The 18,022-nt window shown below is 63.6% G+C and carries 17 protein-coding genes and 1 pseudogene; 12 read left to right on the forward strand and 6 right to left on the reverse strand.

Annotation, left to right across the window (positions count from 1 at the left end; genetic code table 11):
* Positions 1–94: 94 nt before the first annotated feature.
* The gene (locus tag NJT13_RS04445) at positions 95–319 is read right to left on the reverse strand and encodes a hypothetical protein (RefSeq protein ID WP_254524288.1); all 225 of its coding nucleotides are present in this window, start codon (positions 317–319) and stop codon (positions 95–97) included.
* Positions 320–816: 497 nt separating this feature from the next.
* Between NJT13_RS04445 and NJT13_RS04450 the strand changes: the two genes are divergently transcribed.
* From NJT13_RS04450 to NJT13_RS04460, 3 genes are all read left to right on the forward strand, one after another.
* Complete coding sequence (locus tag NJT13_RS04450; protein ID WP_254524289.1) at positions 817–1,806, forward strand: NAD-dependent epimerase/dehydratase family protein; 990 nt, start codon at positions 817–819, stop codon at positions 1,804–1,806.
* 457 nt (positions 1,807–2,263) lie between these two features.
* Complete coding sequence (locus NJT13_RS04455) at positions 2,264–2,764, forward strand: helix-turn-helix transcriptional regulator (RefSeq protein WP_254524290.1); 501 nt, start codon at positions 2,264–2,266, stop codon at positions 2,762–2,764.
* A gap of 176 nt (positions 2,765–2,940) precedes the next feature.
* Complete coding sequence (locus NJT13_RS04460) at positions 2,941–4,617, forward strand: DUF7282 domain-containing protein (protein ID WP_254524291.1); 1,677 nt, start codon at positions 2,941–2,943, stop codon at positions 4,615–4,617.
* A 228-nt stretch (positions 4,618–4,845) separates the two neighbouring features.
* Here the strand turns inward: NJT13_RS04460 and NJT13_RS04465 are convergent, their stop codons facing one another.
* Positions 4,846–5,349, reverse strand: a complete 504-nt coding sequence (locus NJT13_RS04465; RefSeq protein ID WP_254524292.1) for a DUF7344 domain-containing protein — start codon at positions 5,347–5,349, stop codon at positions 4,846–4,848.
* A 397-nt stretch (positions 5,350–5,746) separates the two neighbouring features.
* On the reverse strand, positions 5,747–5,908 hold the full coding sequence (locus NJT13_RS04470; RefSeq protein ID WP_254524293.1) for a DUF7563 family protein: 162 nt from the start codon (positions 5,906–5,908) through the stop codon (positions 5,747–5,749).
* Between the two features lie 606 nt (positions 5,909–6,514).
* Between NJT13_RS04470 and NJT13_RS04475 the strand changes: the two genes are divergently transcribed.
* The 3 genes from NJT13_RS04475 to NJT13_RS04485 all read left to right on the forward strand — a co-directional run bounded on the left by NJT13_RS04475 (position 6,515) and on the right by NJT13_RS04485 (position 8,558).
* The gene (locus NJT13_RS04475; RefSeq protein WP_254524294.1) at positions 6,515–6,847 is read left to right on the forward strand and encodes a winged helix-turn-helix domain-containing protein; all 333 of its coding nucleotides are present in this window, start codon (positions 6,515–6,517) and stop codon (positions 6,845–6,847) included.
* A 239-nt stretch (positions 6,848–7,086) separates the two neighbouring features.
* The gene (locus NJT13_RS04480) at positions 7,087–7,362 is read left to right on the forward strand and encodes a PadR family transcriptional regulator (RefSeq protein WP_254524295.1); all 276 of its coding nucleotides are present in this window, start codon (positions 7,087–7,089) and stop codon (positions 7,360–7,362) included.
* Positions 7,363–7,568: 206 nt separating this feature from the next.
* The gene (locus NJT13_RS04485) at positions 7,569–8,558 is read left to right on the forward strand and encodes a DUF1616 domain-containing protein (RefSeq protein WP_254524296.1); all 990 of its coding nucleotides are present in this window, start codon (positions 7,569–7,571) and stop codon (positions 8,556–8,558) included.
* Positions 8,559–8,904: 346 nt separating this feature from the next.
* Here NJT13_RS04485 and NJT13_RS04490 read toward each other — a convergent pair.
* Positions 8,905–9,434 (reverse strand): annotated as a pseudogene (locus NJT13_RS04490) (DUF7344 domain-containing protein); the annotation flags it as partial.
* Between the two features lie 464 nt (positions 9,435–9,898).
* Here NJT13_RS04490 and NJT13_RS04495 point away from each other — a divergent pair.
* From NJT13_RS04495 to NJT13_RS04515, 5 genes are read left to right on the forward strand one after another with little or no spacing between them, the layout of a single operon-like run.
* Positions 9,899–10,489: an acyltransferase gene (locus tag NJT13_RS04495; protein WP_254524298.1), complete on the forward strand. Its 591-nt coding sequence runs from the start codon at positions 9,899–9,901 to the stop codon at positions 10,487–10,489.
* A complete protein-coding gene (locus tag NJT13_RS04500; RefSeq protein ID WP_254524299.1) occupies positions 10,486–11,703 on the forward strand; it encodes a DegT/DnrJ/EryC1/StrS family aminotransferase in 1,218 nt (405 codons plus the stop codon). The genes NJT13_RS04495 and NJT13_RS04500 overlap by 4 nt, the downstream gene beginning before the upstream one ends.
* Positions 11,700–12,725: a Gfo/Idh/MocA family protein gene (locus tag NJT13_RS04505; RefSeq protein ID WP_254524300.1), complete on the forward strand. Its 1,026-nt coding sequence runs from the start codon at positions 11,700–11,702 to the stop codon at positions 12,723–12,725. The genes NJT13_RS04500 and NJT13_RS04505 overlap by 4 nt, the downstream gene beginning before the upstream one ends.
* Positions 12,725–14,299 (forward strand): nucleotide sugar dehydrogenase, encoded by a 1,575-nt coding sequence (locus NJT13_RS04510; RefSeq protein WP_254524301.1) that lies wholly within the window; start codon positions 12,725–12,727, stop codon positions 14,297–14,299. Before NJT13_RS04505 ends, NJT13_RS04510 begins: the two co-directional genes overlap by 1 nt.
* Positions 14,292–15,374: a glycosyltransferase family 2 protein gene (locus NJT13_RS04515; protein WP_254524302.1), complete on the forward strand. Its 1,083-nt coding sequence runs from the start codon at positions 14,292–14,294 to the stop codon at positions 15,372–15,374. Before NJT13_RS04510 ends, NJT13_RS04515 begins: the two co-directional genes overlap by 8 nt.
* On the opposite strand, the gene NJT13_RS04520 is transcribed toward NJT13_RS04515, so the two are convergent.
* Positions 15,359–15,556 (reverse strand): hypothetical protein, encoded by a 198-nt coding sequence (locus NJT13_RS04520; RefSeq protein WP_254524303.1) that lies wholly within the window; start codon positions 15,554–15,556, stop codon positions 15,359–15,361. The two genes, NJT13_RS04515 and NJT13_RS04520, sit on opposite strands and share 16 nt — an antisense overlap.
* 109 nt (positions 15,557–15,665) lie before the next feature.
* Entirely contained in the window at positions 15,666–16,766 is a 1,101-nt protein-coding gene (locus tag NJT13_RS04525; protein WP_254524304.1) for a DUF354 domain-containing protein, read from the reverse strand.
* A 238-nt stretch (positions 16,767–17,004) separates the two neighbouring features.
* Between NJT13_RS04525 and NJT13_RS04530 the strand changes: the two genes are divergently transcribed.
* On the forward strand, positions 17,005–17,991 hold the full coding sequence (locus tag NJT13_RS04530) for a glycosyltransferase (protein WP_254525390.1): 987 nt from the start codon (positions 17,005–17,007) through the stop codon (positions 17,989–17,991).
* Positions 17,992–18,022 lie beyond the last annotated feature (31 nt).

Consider the following 18,022-nt stretch of genomic DNA (forward strand, 5'->3'; position numbering starts at 1 on the left):
ACGGCTCGGACTCCGATCGACTGTCGAGGCGTAAATTTGCGCCTCGAGCGCGCAGCTCCCTATCGTGCCTGAACCGCCGCAGTCCCAATCCGGGTTACTCCTCTTCTTGTTGCCTTCGCCTGCGCTGTGCGATGATCTGATCGGGCGTCACCGAACAGCCACAGGGGCCAACCGTGCCGGTGTCGGGGCCCCTTGTGGTGATCGTCGCGACCAGTCGGCCACAGCACGGACACTCGGGGAGCGACGAGGACCGCTCCTCGGTCGAATGCCCCTCGTCATCCGAGTCCTGCTCGTCATCTGCTCGCCCATCGTCACTCATGACGGCCTCCATCCGCGGTCAGATTCGAATTCGGAAACAGCAGCGTGGCTGCTCGTACCGGGCGATATCGTGGTCGTGCGGGATGTTTATATCCCGTTGGAATGAACGTAGGCATGGCTCCAGAACCCTCGCGGGTTTGGAAGCCAGTCTCGGGTGTCCTAGCACCCGGGACGTTTGCGAATCGTCCCATTTCTCGAGACCGGCTTCCGTCTGAACCGTTGACGTATTGCGGCTTATATCTATTGTTAATTCGGAGAAATTATGGTCGGCTCCGACGAACAGAAGCCGTCAGCGGTCGCGAGCGACGGGCAAACCGGCCCCGACGGGCCACGAAGCGAGCGGTCGGCGCAACGGCGAATCGATGGATTCTGGCGGGGGTGTCGGCACCCTCGAGAAGCCGCTCTCGACCGTAAGCCCCGCCTTCCGGGGTCTCAGACACCGAATACGCGGGGGTACGAGTCGGATACTAAACAGCGAGGTGCTGGTAGCACGCGGTAATGGACACGCCAGTGATCAGCGACAGAACGATACTCGTGACCGGCGGTGCCGGTTTCATCGGGAGCCACCTCGTCGACGCCCTGGCCCCGCACAACGAGGTCAGGGTCCTCGATACGTTCGCGACCGGCGACCGGGCCTACCTCCCCGACGACGTGACGGTGATCGAAGGCGACATCGGCGATCCGATCGCCCTCCAGCGGGCCGCCCGCGGCGTCGACCTGATCTTCCACCACGCCGCGCTGGTCAGCGTCTCCCAGAGCGTCGACGCGCCGCGACGGAGCAATCGCACGAACCTCGAGGCGAGCCTCCTCGTCCTCGAGCAAGCCCGTCAGGAGGACGCGCGGGTCGTCGTCGCCTCGAGCGCGGCCGTCTACGGCCACCCGGAGGAGTTACCGGTCTCGGAGTCGGCATCGACGAATCCGACGTCGCCGTACGGGATCCAGAAACTCGCACTCGACCAGTACACACGCCGCTACGAGGAACTCTACGGGCTCCCGACCGTGGCGCTGCGGTACTTCAACGTCTACGGTCCGCGCCAGCAGGGGCCGTATAGCGGCGTCATCTCGACGTTCCTCGAACAGGCGCGGGCCGGCGAACCGATCACCATCGAGGGGGACGGCCAGCAGAGCCGTGACTTCGTTCACGTCAGCGACGTCGTCCGGGCAAACCTTCGAGCGGCGACGGTCGACGCGGTAGGCGAAGCGTACAACGTCGGGACAGGACAGCGAACGACGGTCCAGGAGCTCGCCGAGACGATTCGAGACGCGACCGGGTCGTCGTCGCCGATCGTACACCGTGATCCCCGAGCCGGCGACATCAGACATAGCGGGGCGGATACCGCGAAAGCGACTCGGACGCTCGGATTCGAGGCTCGGATCGGTCTCGAGTCGGGAATCCGAGCGCTGGTCGGGGCCGACTCGGCGGCTTCGACCGGGGACGACGTGGGTCCGCCACCGGAAACGAACTCCGAAAGCGGAACCTACAGCTGATTCCCGTCGAAAAACCGGGTCGATTCGAGCGATCGACGCCGATCGTGTCCGACTGCTCGAGAGTCAGCGAAGCGATACCTTACTGACTGAATCCGGGGCGAATCCGCGCTAACCGTTTCAAACGTCCGGTCGAGTTTATTCGGTCTGTCGAGCAAAGGCTGCCTATACCATGACTGGGACGTGTTTTCGTCGACAGAGCCGGGCGGCCCACCGTACTGCTCTCCCGGCCGCGGGCGATGGGGTGGGGAACAAGAGCGGAACAGGAGCGTGAATCGAGATGCGAAACAGTCGCCACGCGCCGGCCGAAATCCCATCGAGGCTCATCAGCGGCGATGAATTTACGTTCGGTCGTAGATACACTCGAACTAATAACAGCACAAGGGTTATAAAAAGGGATTTGTGGAACGGTCACGACGGTATCGGATATGAATCATAGCAACACAGCTTTTCGTCAGCCATGAGTATCTGCCGACGAGTTTCCACAGATATCGAGACGCTCGAGCCGTCGACCGGTGGGGCAGTCGCGTCAGCCACTGCCACGAGTTCGGGGTGGGGAATCGTCCCGAAACCCGTGCTGCCGCTTCAACTCGACGGAAGCGCGCACATCGCTGCGCTCGTCGGTATACTCGCGCTCGCGCTGCTCGGTGGGATACTCGTCGCTCGAAACCGATACGACCAACCGACCGCACTCACGACCGAGGCCGAACCCGACCGCGAAGAATTTATCACCGATCGAGAACGCGTTCGGCAGCTCTTGCAGGAGAACGATGGTCGGATGAAGCAATCGGCGATCGTCGACTCCGTCGACTGGTCGAAGGCGAAGGTCAGCCGCTTGCTCGCCGATCTCGAGGAGGACGGCCAGGTCACGAAACTCCGTCTCGGACGGGAAAACCTGGTCTGTCTGCCGGGACACGAACCCACGGCGTCGAAGTCGCCGAAACAGCCGACCGACGACTAGCGGCCGCTGTGACCGTGACGACGAGGGCACCGTTCCTATCAACAACCGTTGTTTTATTCGGACACATGCCTCACTGAATCCGCCACTCCTGGCCCGTAGTATCCAATTTCTCCCCGTAATGGTTCTGCTGGTTTATCCGCAGAAGCCACGACGAAACGGATGCCTTCACGGCAACCATGAATGCACGCAATCAGCTACTCGTCGTAGTTACTGCGCTGATGCTCGTGTTCTCGAGCGGGGCGATGGTCGCGGCAGCGTCAAACGCTGGGGCCATGGACGAGGACACAGCGGTCAGCGACGACGAGTCCGAACTGACGAACAATGAAACGACAAACGAGACAGTAGAGGACGGCGCTGACGTCGCAGAGGACGACACCAACGAAACCAACGAGACTCAATGCCCGTGTCAGCCCGCATACGTGACGTTCGAGGATCAGACGACCGACGGTGACACGGTCGTCGTCCAGAACGTCACGCTGGCGAGTCCAGGGTTCGTGACGATCCACAACAGTAGCCTCCTCGTGGGTAACGTCATCGGAAGCGTCATCGGGACCTCCGAATACCTCGAGGCGGGGACGCACGAGAACGTGACGATCACGCTCGACGACCCGCTCGAGGAAGACGAGACCCTGATCGCGATGCCACATCGCGATACGAACGGGAATCAGACGTACGACTTCGTCGAAACGGAGGGCCTAGAAGATGGTCCGTTCCTCACGGCCGACGGTGAGCCGGTGACCGACGATGCGGTGGTCACGGTGGAAACGGCCGCGGATGAGGAGCCCGTCGACGAAGAACCCGTCGACGACGAAGAACCAGTCGAGGACAACGTCACCGACGAAGAGCCGATCGACGAAGAGGACAACGTCACTGACGAAGAGCCGGTCGATGACGAAGAGGACGAGGAGCCCGTCGACGTGCCGGTCGACGAAGAGGACAACGTCACTGACGAGATGCCGATGGACGAACTCCCGGTCGATGGCACCGAGCCGATCTTCATCATCGTCGAGAATCCCACCATCGAAGAGTTGAACGTCGAGAACGTTACCGTAAACGTCCTCGTCGTCGGTGAGGATATCGACGCTGATGAAATAGCCGACCAGATCGGCGATATCACCGAGGACAACGTCACCGTCGAAGAGCCGGTCGACGAAGAGGACAACGTCACTGACGAAGAGCCGATCGACGAAGAGGACAACGTGACTGACGAAGAGCCGGTCGACGAAGAGGACAACGTCACTGACGAAGAGCCGGTCGACGAAGAGGACAACGTCACTGACGAAGAGCCGATCGAGGAGAACGTCACCGAAGAACCGCCGGCGATGGGTGACAACATCACCGAGGATAACGTCACGGAAGACAACGTGACTGAGGAAGAGCCGGTCGACGAAGAGGACAACGTCACGGAAGACAACGTGACTGAAGAAGAGCCGGAAGAACCGGCCGAGCCGTTCAACGTCACGGATCTCGAGGCACCCGATAGCGCGACGGTCGGTGAGAACATCACCGTGAACGCGACGGTCGAGAACCCCGCTGACGAGGAAGGCACCGAGGCGATCCAGTTCCGCCTCCAAGGTGATCTCGTCGCCGAGCAGAACCTGACGCTCGAGGGCGGCGAGAGCGATACCGTCGAGTTCGAAGTCGACACCACCGATATCCCGCCCGGCGAGTACATCCACATGGTGCTTGCCGACGAAACCGGTGAGGTCGCCACCATCGAACTCCTCGAAGATACTGAGGAGATAGACGAAACCGAAAACGGAGACCTCGAGAACGAAACGGACACCGATACCGACGACGTTGAGAACGAAACGGCCAACGAATCCGCAGCTGCGCTCGGATTCGCGGCCTAAACGAGGATCGGCCTTCTGGACAGGGCGTCTTTTGCGTCGTCGTCACGGAACGACCGACGGCATGCTTTCTCTCGGACACCAGAATACGGAGGTCCGACTGCGCACGTCTACTCCCGTTTTCGATGCAGCAGGGCTGTCCGATCGTTCGAGCGGCCGCGGACCCGTTCGTGCGCCTTGGACGAACGGCGTCCGGCGAGGAAACCGGCGTTTGCTCGACGGGAAGGGCAGTCACCCGAGGAGTCGATAGAGACTGCTTGCAGCAACGGCGAGGTACACGAGGACGCTCCAGAGCACCACGTTGATGTTCGAGATCACCGGGACGCCGAGCCCGACCAGTGCGATGACAGCCAGCCCGAGCACACAGAGCCCGAGATGTAACTGCAGGATTCTGGAGTGGGTGTCGCTGTGGCCGTCGACGTACGTGAGAACGTCGTCGAAGTGTCGGCCGGGCTGGATCGTCTTCGCGTCCGAGTCGTATTCGATCACCGCATCCTCCTGCAGTTGGGGGAGGTGCGTCTGTTGGAGGGAAACGTAGACACTCTTGTAAAGGTTGTTCGGGACGGGCGTCGTATCCGATTCGGTCGCGGCGATCTCGCTCGCGACGTCGGAGACGTCGATTTGGCCGCCCTCGTCCGCGAGTTGCTGGACGATGGCTCGACGTCGATCGTTCCCGAGGATGTGAAACACCTCACTCTCCTCGAGGGGCTCAGTTCTGTTCGTTTGAACTGACATCGATTAGAGAGAAGGGGCACCGATTCTCGAGGGACAGTCCACCACCAATGACCATGTATCGTCCCTTCACTCACCACTAACTTTAACTTTTGCAGGTTACGCCAGCGTTCGCGATAGACGCCGCTCCGAGAACGGTCGCACGAAACCGTAGGTAGCCGTTACAGTGAGACCTCGTTACTGTGAGAAAATCGGCCACGTCCGTCGGAGCGGTCTCCGTGGAGCCGATCGACTCACCAGCGGCGGGTGGCGTCGGTGACGGCCCGGATGCGGCCGAAAGGAACGGCCGTCGAGTCGGCTCGCTCACCTCGAGTCGGATCGAGGGCGGGATGTATCGAAATCGGATGCGTCGCGAGAAGTGAATTCGTCGGACGAGCGGAACACGTCGAGGGGGACGACTCTAGTCGCCGGGTAAATGGCCACCGGATTGCATCTCCCGGTAAGTCGTACAGGACGGGCACCCGTGGACGACGTCGCCGTTGTCTCCGAAGACGCGAGCGAACTGCTGTGTGACGTGGGTGCCGCAGTTTTGACACCGTGCACCTGCTGTCGACGATTCCATGGGCTTCCAGTCGTGTTGTGGGGAGTTCATGGTTTTGGGGGTGTACACGGAGGAGGCTCGGGTCGATCAGCCGCCGGGCGGAGTCGACCCAGCCCGTCTGTGGCGGCCGCAGTGCGGCGACGGACAGCCGCCGTACTGCCCCGAGACTCGTCCGAGCATCACCGTACCGAGGGGAGCAAACGCGAATAAAGGACGTAGACCGTTCACCCGTGTGACCAGGCTGGGAACCGGGAAACTAACGCTTTCTGGCGGCGACACGGCAGGAACGTCCCACTCGATAGTGAATAGGGTGATGCGGCGGCAGTCGCTGTCAATCCGAATTCAGCCGTGTTATGCAGTATTCGGCGTTCAAACAGGTAATTTCTAATTTATTAGACTGCAGAAAGCACGGATTTCCGAGCCGAAATACGATCTTACGTTTTGCAACGAAGTTCCGGAGATGGATAAGGTACATCGTTATAAAATACCACTATGGCTTACCGATCGATGTGCCCGAATGTATGGTGGTATCCTCGACAGTGGTGGACCCACTGCCGTCTGTTTCGAACCGACCCCTCTCTCGGAGAGCGAACGGAACATGCCCGTCATCGACGGCCGACTAAGACTATGTCAACTCAAGTGAGCAATACGCAATCGGAGTCGACTGCCAACCCATCCGCACAGCTCGACGTCCTCGGCGACGACTGCGCGAGGACGATTCTCACCGCGACGAGCGAGGCTCCGAAAACTGCAAAGGAGCTGACGAACCGAACGGACAGTTCGTCGGCGACGGTGTACCGACGAATCAACAACCTGCTCGAGAGCGATCTGCTCGCGGAGTGTGTGCGGTTCGACGACGACGGCTCGCACACGACCGCGTACGAAGCGACGGTCGACGTCCTCCGCGTTCGGATCGATGCTGATGGTATCGACGTGGTGATTTCAGATGCGGGCGACTGATGGCTGATGGGTATTTGGTCTGTCGTGAAACAGTCTCTCGAACCGCGGCTTCGAGGGCTGGATGTGAGGGGTGGTCACGTATTCCTTCGAACGCGTCGATGAAGTCACCCTCGCGGTCGCGTGACCCTCACTGAAACAATCAGTTTTGTTCGAGTAAAATGGTTTCAAATACCGATCAAGAAGCTGTATGATACGGATAACAAATATCTATTCAGTAGAACGGTCAGTGTGATTGAGCAATGCACGATCTGACCGGCTTCCAGCGTGACCTCTTGTACGTCATCGCAGGTGCTGACCGCCCGTCGGGACAGACCGTCAAAGACGAGGTCGAGATGTACTACAGTTCCGAGATCAATCACGGGCGGTTGTATCCAAATCTGGATACGCTCGTCAACAAGGAACTGGTCGAAAAAGGGCAACTCGACAGACGAACGAACTACTACGCGATCACCGATGCCGGTCGTCAGCAGATCGAAGACCGTCGCGCGTGGGAAGAACAGTACGTCGACTTTTGACGTCCTCGAGTCGCACCGACGCGATCAGCGTTCTACCGAGTACCTGCCTCGCCGTTTCGGTGTCGTCACGGTGATTCGTCGGTACACGTCGTCGCGGTAATTCGGCCATAACAAAACACGCAAGCGTGTATCGACCCAATGAGAATGGTATCCGTATTGTTCGCACGGAGTTCTATCGCTGACCGGCGAACGCCGGTGTATATTCGATGAGCCATCGAACGAATACGTCGACGCGGTTCGGGTTCGTTCGGCGCTATCCGTTCGATCTCGCGGCCGCCTCCGCCGCTGCATTGCTCGCGTACGTAACCGTGACCGCGTTCGGGAGCGACAGTCCCCTCCGACTGTTCGTGACCTTCCCGCTCGCACTGTTTTTACCCGGCTACGCGACCGTCTCGGTCCTGTTCCCGGCCGGCAAGCGAAACGCGCGGCGAACGGCGTCCTCGGCAGCTGTCGCTCGGCCACGTGGGATCGACCTCGTCGAACGCGCTGGGCTGTCGTTCGTTCTGTCACTCGCGATCGTCCCGCTGCTCGTCCTGGTGTTACCGCTCACCGAATGGGGACTGTCCAGCACGTCGGTCGCTGCGGGGCTGTGTATCGGGACGATCGTTACCGCCCAGATCGGCGTCGTCCGACGGCTTCGGACGCCGGACAGCGAGCGCTTTTCCGGGTCGCTCAGCGCGGTCCGAGAGCGCCTCCGTCGCGACGAAAGCGGGGCCGCGACGGCGTCGTCGATACTGCTCGTGTTGGCGATCGGAATGGCGATTAGCTCGCTGTTCGTCGGGTTTTTGATGCCCGTTTCGGCGGGCGGATTCACCGAACTCGGACTGTACAGCGAAGACGAGGACGGCGAAATGGTTGCCGGCCGGCTCCCCAGCGAAGTCGAGGCGGGGGAATCGATCCCGTATATCCTCTCGATCGAGAACCAGGAGGGCGAAGACACGGACTACACGGTCGTCGTCCAGCAACAGGTCGTCGAGGACGGTGAGGTCGTCGAACGAACCGAGTTGAGCCGCATCGACGCGAGCGTTGCCGACGGTGCGACGGGGACCGGCGAGCGGTCGGTGACGCCGACCGTCGCGCCCAACCAGACGGTTCGAATCAGTATGCTCCTCTATCACGGGGACCCGCCCGACGAACCGACGAACGAAAACGCCGCCAAGGAGACCCACTTCTGGGTGCGGGTTACCGGCGGATAACGCCGAGCGGCCCGGGAACCCTCTCGAGCACCGTTCTTTTGCCCCCTCGACTCGCCCGCAACCGGGTGCGATGCCGGCGGGTGTTCGATACGCAGTGTGACGTTCGTCCGGCCGTCTCTTTCGATCCGCCTCACTCTTTCGTCGTCTTTCCCCCTCGAGGTGACTCGAGTCCGCTGTTCGGCCGAGGGACCTCGTTTTCGGGAGCGTGCCGAAGTTCGGGTTGTAAACAGGTTCGACACGGCTCGAGACCGAAAATGCAGACCGATGAGACCGCCGAACGACGAGGGAAGACGTGACTGTCGGTGGAACGGCGGCGGTCGAAGGCGGGTTCCGGGTTCGTCTCTCGACTCGTTACGCCGAACGGAAAAGCCGCCCGGGGCGACGCGAAACGCGTTGGACCAGCGCGAGGACGAGAACGACGAGACAGAGCGCCACCGCGACGGCCGGGGCGTGACCCGCCGTCAGCGGTCCGACGGCGAGGAACGACGACCCGAACGCGGCAACGCCGACCACGGTTACCGACGCGTAGAACGTGTGCCACGGCTGTCGGTCCTCGAGTCGCCGATCGAGATACGGATCGAAGTGCTCCTCGTTCGGGAGCAACTCGATCTTGTGCGCGTCCGGATCCCAGTCGACGATGCCGTGGTCCTCGAGCATCGGGAGGTGAGTCTGGTACAACGAGATATAGACCCGCCGTCGCTGTGTACGGGTCACCTCGTCGGTGTTCGTGTCGTTTTCCCAGGCGGCGACCTGCTCGACGAGCGGAGCGAGGTCACAGGTACACCCCTGTCGTTTCAGATACTGGACCGTCCGTCGTCGGCGTGCGTTACTGAACACGTCGAACAGTTCCGCCTGTGTAAACTCGCTGTCAGCCATGTCTGCCCTCGTCATATCGTATCAGGTCCGGATCCCGTCTGACGGGTGTAGTCGGATACCTCACAGCACCGAATGCCAGACAGTGACACTTTACTATCACTCGTCTACCCTCTCGAAAGGAGATTATACCAGTCAGGGCTCGTGACTGACGGGACGGACGATATATCGGAGATTGAACTCGCCGACGGCGCTCGATCACACCACCGAGTCCCCGGTTCGCGGCGGCGACGCCGAGAGCGTCTCCGTACCGCTGTAGTTCGTGGCTACGGAACGCTCAGGTCGGGGATAACAAAGCCTCGTTACCGGCTGTATCAGCACGATTGCCCACGCGGGTATCGATTCACTATGAAACCACTACGCGACCGACTACGACGTCGATTAGCGGTTCGAACGAGGGCGACGAACCACCGTCGTCGCGTTCGCTCGAGCAGGAACTGCGGCGACCGAGACGGAGGTGGACCGCGATGAGCGAAGCGGTGCGGGAGGTCGTCTGCGGCGACGATTGTTCGATCGACGCCGACGCGACCGTCGGCTACGGCGAGTTCGACGAACCCACCAGACTCGGCGACGATGCGACGATCAGGGCCGGCTCGATCGTCTACGGCGACGTGACGATCGGCGACGGGTTCGCGACCGGCCACGACGTCCTGGTCCGCGAAGGGACGACGATCGGCGACGACGTCCTCGTCGGCACCAAGACCGTCGTCGACGGACGGACGACGATCGGCTCGCACGTCAGCCTCCAGACGAACGTCTACGTTCCGACCGAGACCACGATCGGCAGCAACGTCTTCGTCGGACCGGGCGCCGTGTTGACCAACGACGAGTACCCCATCCGGACGGACGCGGGACTCGAGGGACCGACGATCGAAGACGGCGCGTCGATCGGCGCGAACGCGACCCTGTTGCCGGGCGTTACGGTCGGCGAGAACGCGTTCGTCGCGGCCGGCGCCGTCGTCACCGACGACGTTCCCGCGGACAGTCTGGCCGTCGGAACGCCCGCACGAGTGCAGCCGCTTCCGGATCCACTGGAGGGGGACAATCAGATCGCATGACGGACACCGAACCGAACTCCGAGGCCGAGCACATCGAAGCCAGTACCGACGGCGGGACGGGCGCCGAGACCGCGGAGACCCGCATCGACTCCGAAAAGCAAGCGCCGACGCCGGTCTCGATCGCCGACCCGGACATCGGTGCCGACGCCGTCGAGCGGGTGACGTCGGTCCTCGAGAACGGACGGCTCGCCGACGGACCGGAAGTCAGGGCCTTCGAGGACGAATTCGCGGCCTACTGCGGGACAGACGCGGGGGTCGCGACCGCGAACGGAACGACCGCGTTGCACGCCGCCCTGGAGGCCATCGGACTCGAGGACGGCGACGCGGTGATCACGTCGCCGTTCTCGTTCGTCGCGAGCGCGAACGCGATTCGGGTCGCCGGCGGGACTCCCGTCTTCGCGGACATCGATCCCGAGACGTACACGTTGGACGTCGCCGACGTCGAGCGGGTCCTCGCGGAGCGAGACGACATCGTCGGCATCCTCCCCGTTCACCTCTACGGCCTTCCCGCCGATATGCAGGCGCTGTGTGAAATCGCCGAGGAACGCGACCTGTTCGTCGTCGAGGACGCGTGTCAGGCCCACGGGGCGACCGCCGGCGGCCAGCGTGTCGGGTCCTTCGGCGATGCGGCGTGTTTCTCGTTTTACCCGACCAAGAACATGACGACCGGCGAAGGTGGAATCGTCGTCACCGACCGTCCGGACGTCGCCGAGCGGGCCGCGAGCTACGTCAACCACGGCCGATCCGAGAGCGGGACCGGCGGCTACGATCACGTCGACCTCGGGCACAATTTCCGCATGACGAGCATCGAGGCGGCGATCGGCCGGGCGCAACTCGAGCGCTTGCCCGATTTCAATCGCGCGCGCCGGGAGAACGCCGCCGTCTACGACGACCGACTCGCCGACCTTCCGGTCGAGACGCCGACGGAACCGTCCGGCTATCGCCACGTCTACCACCAGTACACGATCCGGACCGAGGACCGGGACGGGCTCGAGGCGACGCTCGCGGAGCACGACGTCGGTACCGGCATCTATTACGGGACGCCGATTCACCGCCAGCCGGCGTACGAGGGCGTCAGTACGGCCGCCGCACAGCTGCCGCAAGCGGAGCGGGCGGCCGACGAGGTGCTCTCGTTGCCCGTTCATCCGGGGCTCTCAGAACGCGACCGACGGACCGTCGTCGAGGCACTGCGGGACCACTTCGCCAGCCAATGAGTACGGACCACCGAACGGACGCGAGAACCGAAGAACCGATTCGAGCCGGCGTCATCGGCGTCGGGTCCATGGGCCGAAACCACGCGCGCGTCTACGGCGAACTGCCGAACGTCGACCTCGCCGGAATCACCGATCGCGACGAGGAGATCGCGCGTCGCGTCGCGACCGAGAACGGGACCGATTCGGTCGACTTCGAGACGCTGTGCGAGCGCTGTGACGTCGTGACCGTGGCCGTTCCGACCCACGTCCACTACGAGACCGTATCGGCCTGTCTCGAGGCCGGCGTCCACGTCCTGGTCGAGAAGCCGATCGCGGAGACCGTCGAGGAGGGTCGACGACTGGCCGAGCAGGCCGACGATGCGGGACTGATTCTGCAGGTCGGCCACATCGAGCGGTTCAATCCCGCGGTCCGGGCCGTCGAGGACGTAATCGACGACCTGGACGTGATCGGGGTGGAGGCCGAACGGCTCGGGCCGCCGATCGATCGAACCGCCCCTGGAAACGTCATCTTCGACCTGATGGTCCACGACGTAGACGTCGTCGGTTCGATACTCGACGATCGGCCGCACTCGGTGGCGGCCATGGGCACCGCAGACGGTCAGTACGCCACCGCCACGATCGAATACGACGATGTCGTCGCGACGGTGACCGCGAGTCGTGTCACCCAGAAGAAGGTGCGAAAACTCACCGTCACGACCCGCCAGTGCCTCGTGGAGGTGGACTACCTCGAGCAGTCGGTCCTGATCCACCGGGACTCCTACCCCGAATACCTCACCGACGACGGCCAGCCCCGCTACCGCCACGAAAGCGTCGTCGAGCGGCCCCGCGTCGAAAGCGCCGAACCGCTGCGAAACGAACTCGAGTCGTTCGTCGAGTCGGTCAGAACCGATACCGAGCCGGAAGTCACCGCGGAAGACGGGATCGCAGCCCTCGAGACGGTCCGGTTGATCGACCGACTGGCCACGGGACCGGCGGACGATACCGACGACGAGCCGTCCCGAGAGTCGGAGGTGGAAGTCTGATGACGGAGACTTCGACCGATCGATCCGACCGCAACGGCGCCGACGAGGCTGAACGAGGCGCCGACGACGACTCGAGAAGTGGCGCCACCGACGACTCGGGAAGGAGTGCGACGGCCGAATCGAAACACGGTGACGCCGGCGGGCTGTACGGCTCGAGGCGATCTCCCGACCGACAGCGCGAGCGCCTGACCGCCGGCGAGATCCCGGTCGCTGTCTACGGCCTCGGTAAAATGGGACTGCCGCTGGCTGCGGTCTACGCGGAAACGACCGGGAACGTGATCGGCGTCGACGTCGACCCCGACGTCGTCGAGACGGTTTCCGGCGGCGAGAGTCACGTCGTCGGCGAACCCGGGCTCGCCGACCTCGTCGCCGAGCAAGTCGACGACGGGCGACTCACCGCGACGACCGACGGACCGGCGGCAGCCAAGGACGCGCGGATTCACGTCGTCATCGTTCCGACTCTGTTGGACGACGAGAACGACCCCGATCTGACGACGGTCGAGTCGGTCGCCGACGACATCGCGGCCGGACTCGCCCCCGGCGACCTCGTGATCGCCGAATCGACCCTTCCGCCCGGGACCTGTCGCGACGTCCTCGAGCCACACCTCGCGAGCGAGAGCGGCCTCGACGCCGACGAGTTCGGCGTCGCGTTCTGTCCGGAACGGACAGCCTCGGGAACCGCGCTGCGGGACATCCGCGGCCAGTATCCGAAGGTCGTCGGCGGCGTCGACGACGAGAGCACCCGGGCCGCCGCGATCGTGTACGACGAACTCTCGAGCAACGAGGTCCATCCCGTCTCGGACGCGACGACGGCGGAGGCGGTCAAGGTGTTCGAGGGGATCTACCGCGACGTGAACATCGGCCTCGCGAACGAACTGGGTCGTCTCGCAGACGAACTCGGGATTTCGGTCCGCGAGGCGATCGATACGTCGAACGACCTGCCGATGTGCCAGCTCCACGATCCCGGCCCCGGGGTCGGCGGCCACTGCATCCCGTACTACCCCCACTTTCTCCTCGGCCGAACCGAGGAACCGATGGACGTGACCCGGACCGCCCGCCGGGTCAACCAGGAAATGCCGTCCGTCGTCGTCGATCGACTCGAGCGGGAACTCGAGCGGTCGGGAACCCCCCTCTCGTCCGCGTCGGTCGTCGTCCTTGGACTCACGTACCGTCCGGGCGTCGAGGAAACCCGCGCATCGCCCGCGATCGGCGTTATCGACGGCCTCCGCGAGCGCGGCGCGGACGTTTCGGGAGTCGATCCGCTGGTCGATCCGGCCGACTACGGCGCGCGCCCGGTCGGAATCGACGACCTGTCCGAGGAATCGTTCGACGCCGCCGTGGTCGTCACTCCCCACGAGGAATTCGAGCGGATCGACTGGCACGCCCTCGAGCGACTGATCGTCGTCGACGGCCGGGACGCGGTCGACCTCGACGGGATCCCCCATCGAGCGTACGCGTTCGCGGGCTCGAGCGATGGCCGGCCGCCGCGGGGGGACGGTGACCGTCCCCGGCGCTCCGAGCGAGCGGAGTCGGACGAGATGAACGCGACGACGGACGGAGGCGCGGATGTATAAGAACGAGCGGATCGGCGTCGTGGTGACCGCGTACGACGAGGCGGCGTTCGTCGGACGCGTCATCGAAACGGTGCCGGAGTACGTCGACCGAATCTACGCCGTCGACGACAGATCGCCGGACGAGAGCTGGGAGGTGATTCGGCGGGTCGCCGAGCGGATGAACCGCCAGCACGACGGCGAGGCCCCCGGCCCGGAACTCACGGTCGCCGACGGGGGTGACGACCGACGCGTCGTCCCCATCCGTCACGAGCAGAACCGGGGCTACGGCGCGGCGGTCAAAACCGGCTACCGTCGGGCCGCGGCGGACGGAATAGACGTCGTCGCCGTGATGAACGGCGACGGACAGATGGACCCCGACATCCTCGACCGGATCATCGACCCGGTGGTCACCGGCGATGCGGACTACGCCAAGGGGAACCGGTTGCTCAACCCGGAGGACAGAGACGACATGTCGACGTTTCGGTTCACCGGAAACGCGATACTCACCGCGCTCTCGAAGTTCGCCACGGGCTACTGGTCAATCGGCGATCCGCAAAACGGCTACACGGCAATTTCGCGGGACGCGATCGAAGCGCTCGAGCTCGAGGAGATAACCGACCAGTACGGATTCCTCAATCACATCCTGACGCACCTCAACGTGGCCGGCCGTCGGGTCGCCGACGTCCCCATGTCCGCCGTGTACGGCGACGAGGAGAGCAGCATCCGGTACACGTCGTTCATCAACTTCGTGTCCCGCCTGTTGCTTCGGAGTTTCTGCTGGCGATTGAAAACCAGGTACCTCGTCCGGTCGTTCAATCCGGCCGTCGTCTACTACGGCGCGGGGGCCGTCGGACTGCTCGGCGGACTCGTCGGACTGCTCGGGTCGGCCGTTCGGGCGATAGGGGGGAAAGACGGTTTCACCGGCGGCGTCTCCTCGTTCGTCGCCGCGTTGATCGGACTCGTCTCGCTGTGTACGGCTATCCGGCTCGACGCCGCGGCGAACGACGAACTGACGGTGTCGTGTGCCGACTGGAACGACCACCGTCCACCGGCGGGGGGCGACGGCGATCCGGCGGCGGATCAGTCGATCGAGTAGGTCACGATATCCTCTCCCTCGCAGGCGGGACAGGTGGTCGTTCCGGTCGACACCGTCGTTCCGCAGTCGCGACACTCGTTTACGACGTCGACCGAGTCGTCGCGCCCCGACGCCGACTCGGGAGCGTCTGTCACGCGTTTCGATACAGCGAACAGTTCGTCGAGGAGGGTAGACAGACTCATAGAACGGGGTTCAATCCAGCTTTTCAGGAGAAGAGCATAAGCATTTCGTGATCGGCGACGGGGGTTCCGGTATCGATCGCCGATCTCCGACGAGAGCCGAGAACGAGGGTTACAGCGACTGTGACCGCGGCTCGAGGATTCGCTTCGTAGAGCGGTCCAGTCTCTCGACCGCGCCGCGAGACGCGGCGACGTCGACGAGTAGATCGGTCAGGTTCACGAGGTCGCCGACGTACTCGCGCCGACGACGTCGCCACCGATCGGTCGCGCCCTCGTCGGCGAGGAGCTCGAGGGTTCGTTCGCGAACCGCCTCGTAGGAGTCGAACTGTTCCGCGAGCCCGGCGCGCTCGAGCGCCCGAAACTCGCCGTACTCGTGGGTGTCGGTGCCACGATATCTGAGCGCGGGCGTCCCCAACAGCGCCGCCTCGGTGGCCATCGTTCCGGTGTCCGCGACCAGCAGGGACGCCTCGGCCATGGCGTCGTGGATCAGCGCGGGGTGGAGATCGTAGGGCCGGGCCGGCAGGCTCGACAGATCCATTTCGCCGCCTTCGTCCGAGACGAAGACGGTCGCGTCCTCGCTCACCCGTCGGATCAGGTCCTGCCGCTGTCGCGGCCGGAACCCCTCGATGTCGGTGTCGTGGAGGGCGTCAAGCGCGTTGAACCGGACGAGGACGTACGGCTCGTCGGCGTCGACGCCGAGGTGGTCCCGAACGGCGCTGGTCGGCTCGAAAACGTCCGGGTGGAGATAGGCGCATTCTTTGAACCCGTCGAAGGTATAGTGGTCCGCGCCGAGATCCCGTCGCGTCACGGCCGGGGAGAGAATGCAGTCGGCGAAGGGGCGTGAGACAGTGTGGTTGAAATCACCGGGTTCGTCGTCGAGGACCAGGACGACCGGCGTCCGCGTAAGCGTCCCGGCGTAGGCCGCGTAGGGGCCGCGTCCGAAGACGACGTCGGGATCGAAGCTGATCGCTTGTCTCCCGATCGAGAGGAACTGCCCACCTAACTCACGGGCGAACTGGAGGGGCGAGTACCCCTCCGTGCGGTGGTCACCGTATACTCGGTACGGCATCTCGAAATAGTCGAGTAGGTCGGTCGTACAGGCGTACTCCCGGGAGAGGACGAGAACGTCGTGTCCCGCCGCCTCCAGTCGGTCGACGGCGTGTCGATACAGGTGGACGTGTGCCGGCGTATTGGCAAAGACGAGGATCCGCATCGCTCTCGGATATCCGACGTCAGCCCTTTGTAATAGTATCACTACGCGGATGAGACGGCAGCGCGCTCCGTTCACGGCCCGAACGGACACGAGTACGTGATGCAAACCGTCGGCGAAGAAACGGACGCCGAACGGATCGAGAGGGTAAACGGCGCCTGAACGTCGTGTCGGCGAGGCCGTGAGGCGGACGACGGCGGATAACAATACCCTTCCGGGCCGTTCCCTCCCGTACCACGAGATGCACGTCCTCACGCTCACGACGAACGTCGATGCCCCCTTCATGACCCAGCAGATGGAAGCGCTCGAGGACCGCGGCGTCGACTTTTCGACGGTCTCCATCTCCGGCAACGCCGATGCCGAAACGTCACGGTCGCCGGCGGATTACATACGGACCGTCCCCGAGGTCCTCCGGGAAGCGGGAAACGGCTACGATCTGATACACGCACACTACGGACTGACGGCGCCGATGGCGCTCGCACAGGTCCGCAAACCGGTCGTTCTCTCGCTGTGGGGCTCGGACGTACACGGCCCCGTCGCACCGATCAGCCGCGCGTCAGCACCGTTCTGTGACGAGGTCGTCGTCATGTCTCGGGAGATGCGCGAGGTTCTCGGCCGCGAGTGTACGGTGATCCCCGACGGCGTCGATCTCGAGAAGTTCCGGCCGGAGCCACAGGACCGTGCCGCGAGTAACGTCGGCTGGGACGACGCGAACGGATACGACGTTCTCTTTCCCTACTCGCCCGCACGGCAGGTGAAGAACTATCCGCGGGCCGAACGCGTCGTGACGGTCGTCGACAACCTCCTCGAGCGGCCGGTGCGGCTTCGAACGGTTTCCGGCGTCGAGCACGACGCCGTCTCCGATTACATGAACGCTGCCGACGCCCTCATCTTGACCTCCCACAGCGAAGGATCACCGAACTCGGTAAAGGAGGCCCTGGCCTGCAACCTCCCCGTCGTCGCCGTCGACGTCGGCGACGTCCGGGAGCGACTGTCGGGCGTCGAACCCTCGCGCGTCGCCGAAAGCGACGACGAACTGATTCGGGGCCTGCTGGAGGTCCTCGAGCGCGGGGAGCGATCGAACGGTCGCGAGGCCGCCCGAGAGGTGAGCATCGATCGGACGGCCGAGCGGATGCTCGAGGTGTACGAGCGGGTCGCGGGAACGGTGGTCGAAACCGCGGATCGCGGTGACGAGCTAACCGTCCAGGGAATCGCACGACTCGAGTAGCCGGCCGACGGCCGATTCTCGAAGTCCGGTT

The organism is Natrinema caseinilyticum, from assembly GCF_024227435.1.
In the GTDB taxonomy this organism is placed as follows: Archaea; Halobacteriota; Halobacteria; order Halobacteriales; family Natrialbaceae; genus Natrinema; species Natrinema caseinilyticum.

What these genes read in the sequence shown, in the direction of transcription:
- NJT13_RS04445 (WP_254524288.1), bottom strand. Translation starts at nt 319, where the DNA reads ATGAGTGACGATGGGCGAGCAGATGACGAGCAGGACTCGGATGACGAG.
- NJT13_RS04450 (WP_254524289.1), top strand. Translation starts at nt 817, where the DNA reads ATGGACACGCCAGTGATCAGCGACAGAACGATACTCGTGACCGGCGGT.
- NJT13_RS04455 (WP_254524290.1), top strand. Translation starts at nt 2,264, where the DNA reads ATGAGTATCTGCCGACGAGTTTCCACAGATATCGAGACGCTCGAGCCG.
- NJT13_RS04460 (WP_254524291.1), top strand. Translation starts at nt 2,941, where the DNA reads ATGAATGCACGCAATCAGCTACTCGTCGTAGTTACTGCGCTGATGCTC.
- NJT13_RS04465 (WP_254524292.1), bottom strand. Translation starts at nt 5,349, where the DNA reads ATGTCAGTTCAAACGAACAGAACTGAGCCCCTCGAGGAGAGTGAGGTG.
- NJT13_RS04470 (WP_254524293.1), bottom strand. Translation starts at nt 5,908, where the DNA reads ATGGAATCGTCGACAGCAGGTGCACGGTGTCAAAACTGCGGCACCCAC.
- NJT13_RS04475 (WP_254524294.1), top strand. Translation starts at nt 6,515, where the DNA reads ATGTCAACTCAAGTGAGCAATACGCAATCGGAGTCGACTGCCAACCCA.
- NJT13_RS04480 (WP_254524295.1), top strand. Translation starts at nt 7,087, where the DNA reads ATGCACGATCTGACCGGCTTCCAGCGTGACCTCTTGTACGTCATCGCA.
- NJT13_RS04485 (WP_254524296.1), top strand. Translation starts at nt 7,569, where the DNA reads ATGAGCCATCGAACGAATACGTCGACGCGGTTCGGGTTCGTTCGGCGC.
- NJT13_RS04495 (WP_254524298.1), top strand. Translation starts at nt 9,899, where the DNA reads ATGAGCGAAGCGGTGCGGGAGGTCGTCTGCGGCGACGATTGTTCGATC.
- NJT13_RS04500 (WP_254524299.1), top strand. Translation starts at nt 10,486, where the DNA reads ATGACGGACACCGAACCGAACTCCGAGGCCGAGCACATCGAAGCCAGT.
- NJT13_RS04505 (WP_254524300.1), top strand. Translation starts at nt 11,700, where the DNA reads ATGAGTACGGACCACCGAACGGACGCGAGAACCGAAGAACCGATTCGA.
- NJT13_RS04510 (WP_254524301.1), top strand. Translation starts at nt 12,725, where the DNA reads ATGACGGAGACTTCGACCGATCGATCCGACCGCAACGGCGCCGACGAG.
- NJT13_RS04515 (WP_254524302.1), top strand. Translation starts at nt 14,292, where the DNA reads ATGTATAAGAACGAGCGGATCGGCGTCGTGGTGACCGCGTACGACGAG.
- NJT13_RS04520 (WP_254524303.1), bottom strand. Translation starts at nt 15,556, where the DNA reads ATGAGTCTGTCTACCCTCCTCGACGAACTGTTCGCTGTATCGAAACGC.
- NJT13_RS04525 (WP_254524304.1), bottom strand. Translation starts at nt 16,766, where the DNA reads ATGCGGATCCTCGTCTTTGCCAATACGCCGGCACACGTCCACCTGTAT.
- NJT13_RS04530 (WP_254525390.1), top strand. Translation starts at nt 17,005, where the DNA reads ATGCACGTCCTCACGCTCACGACGAACGTCGATGCCCCCTTCATGACC.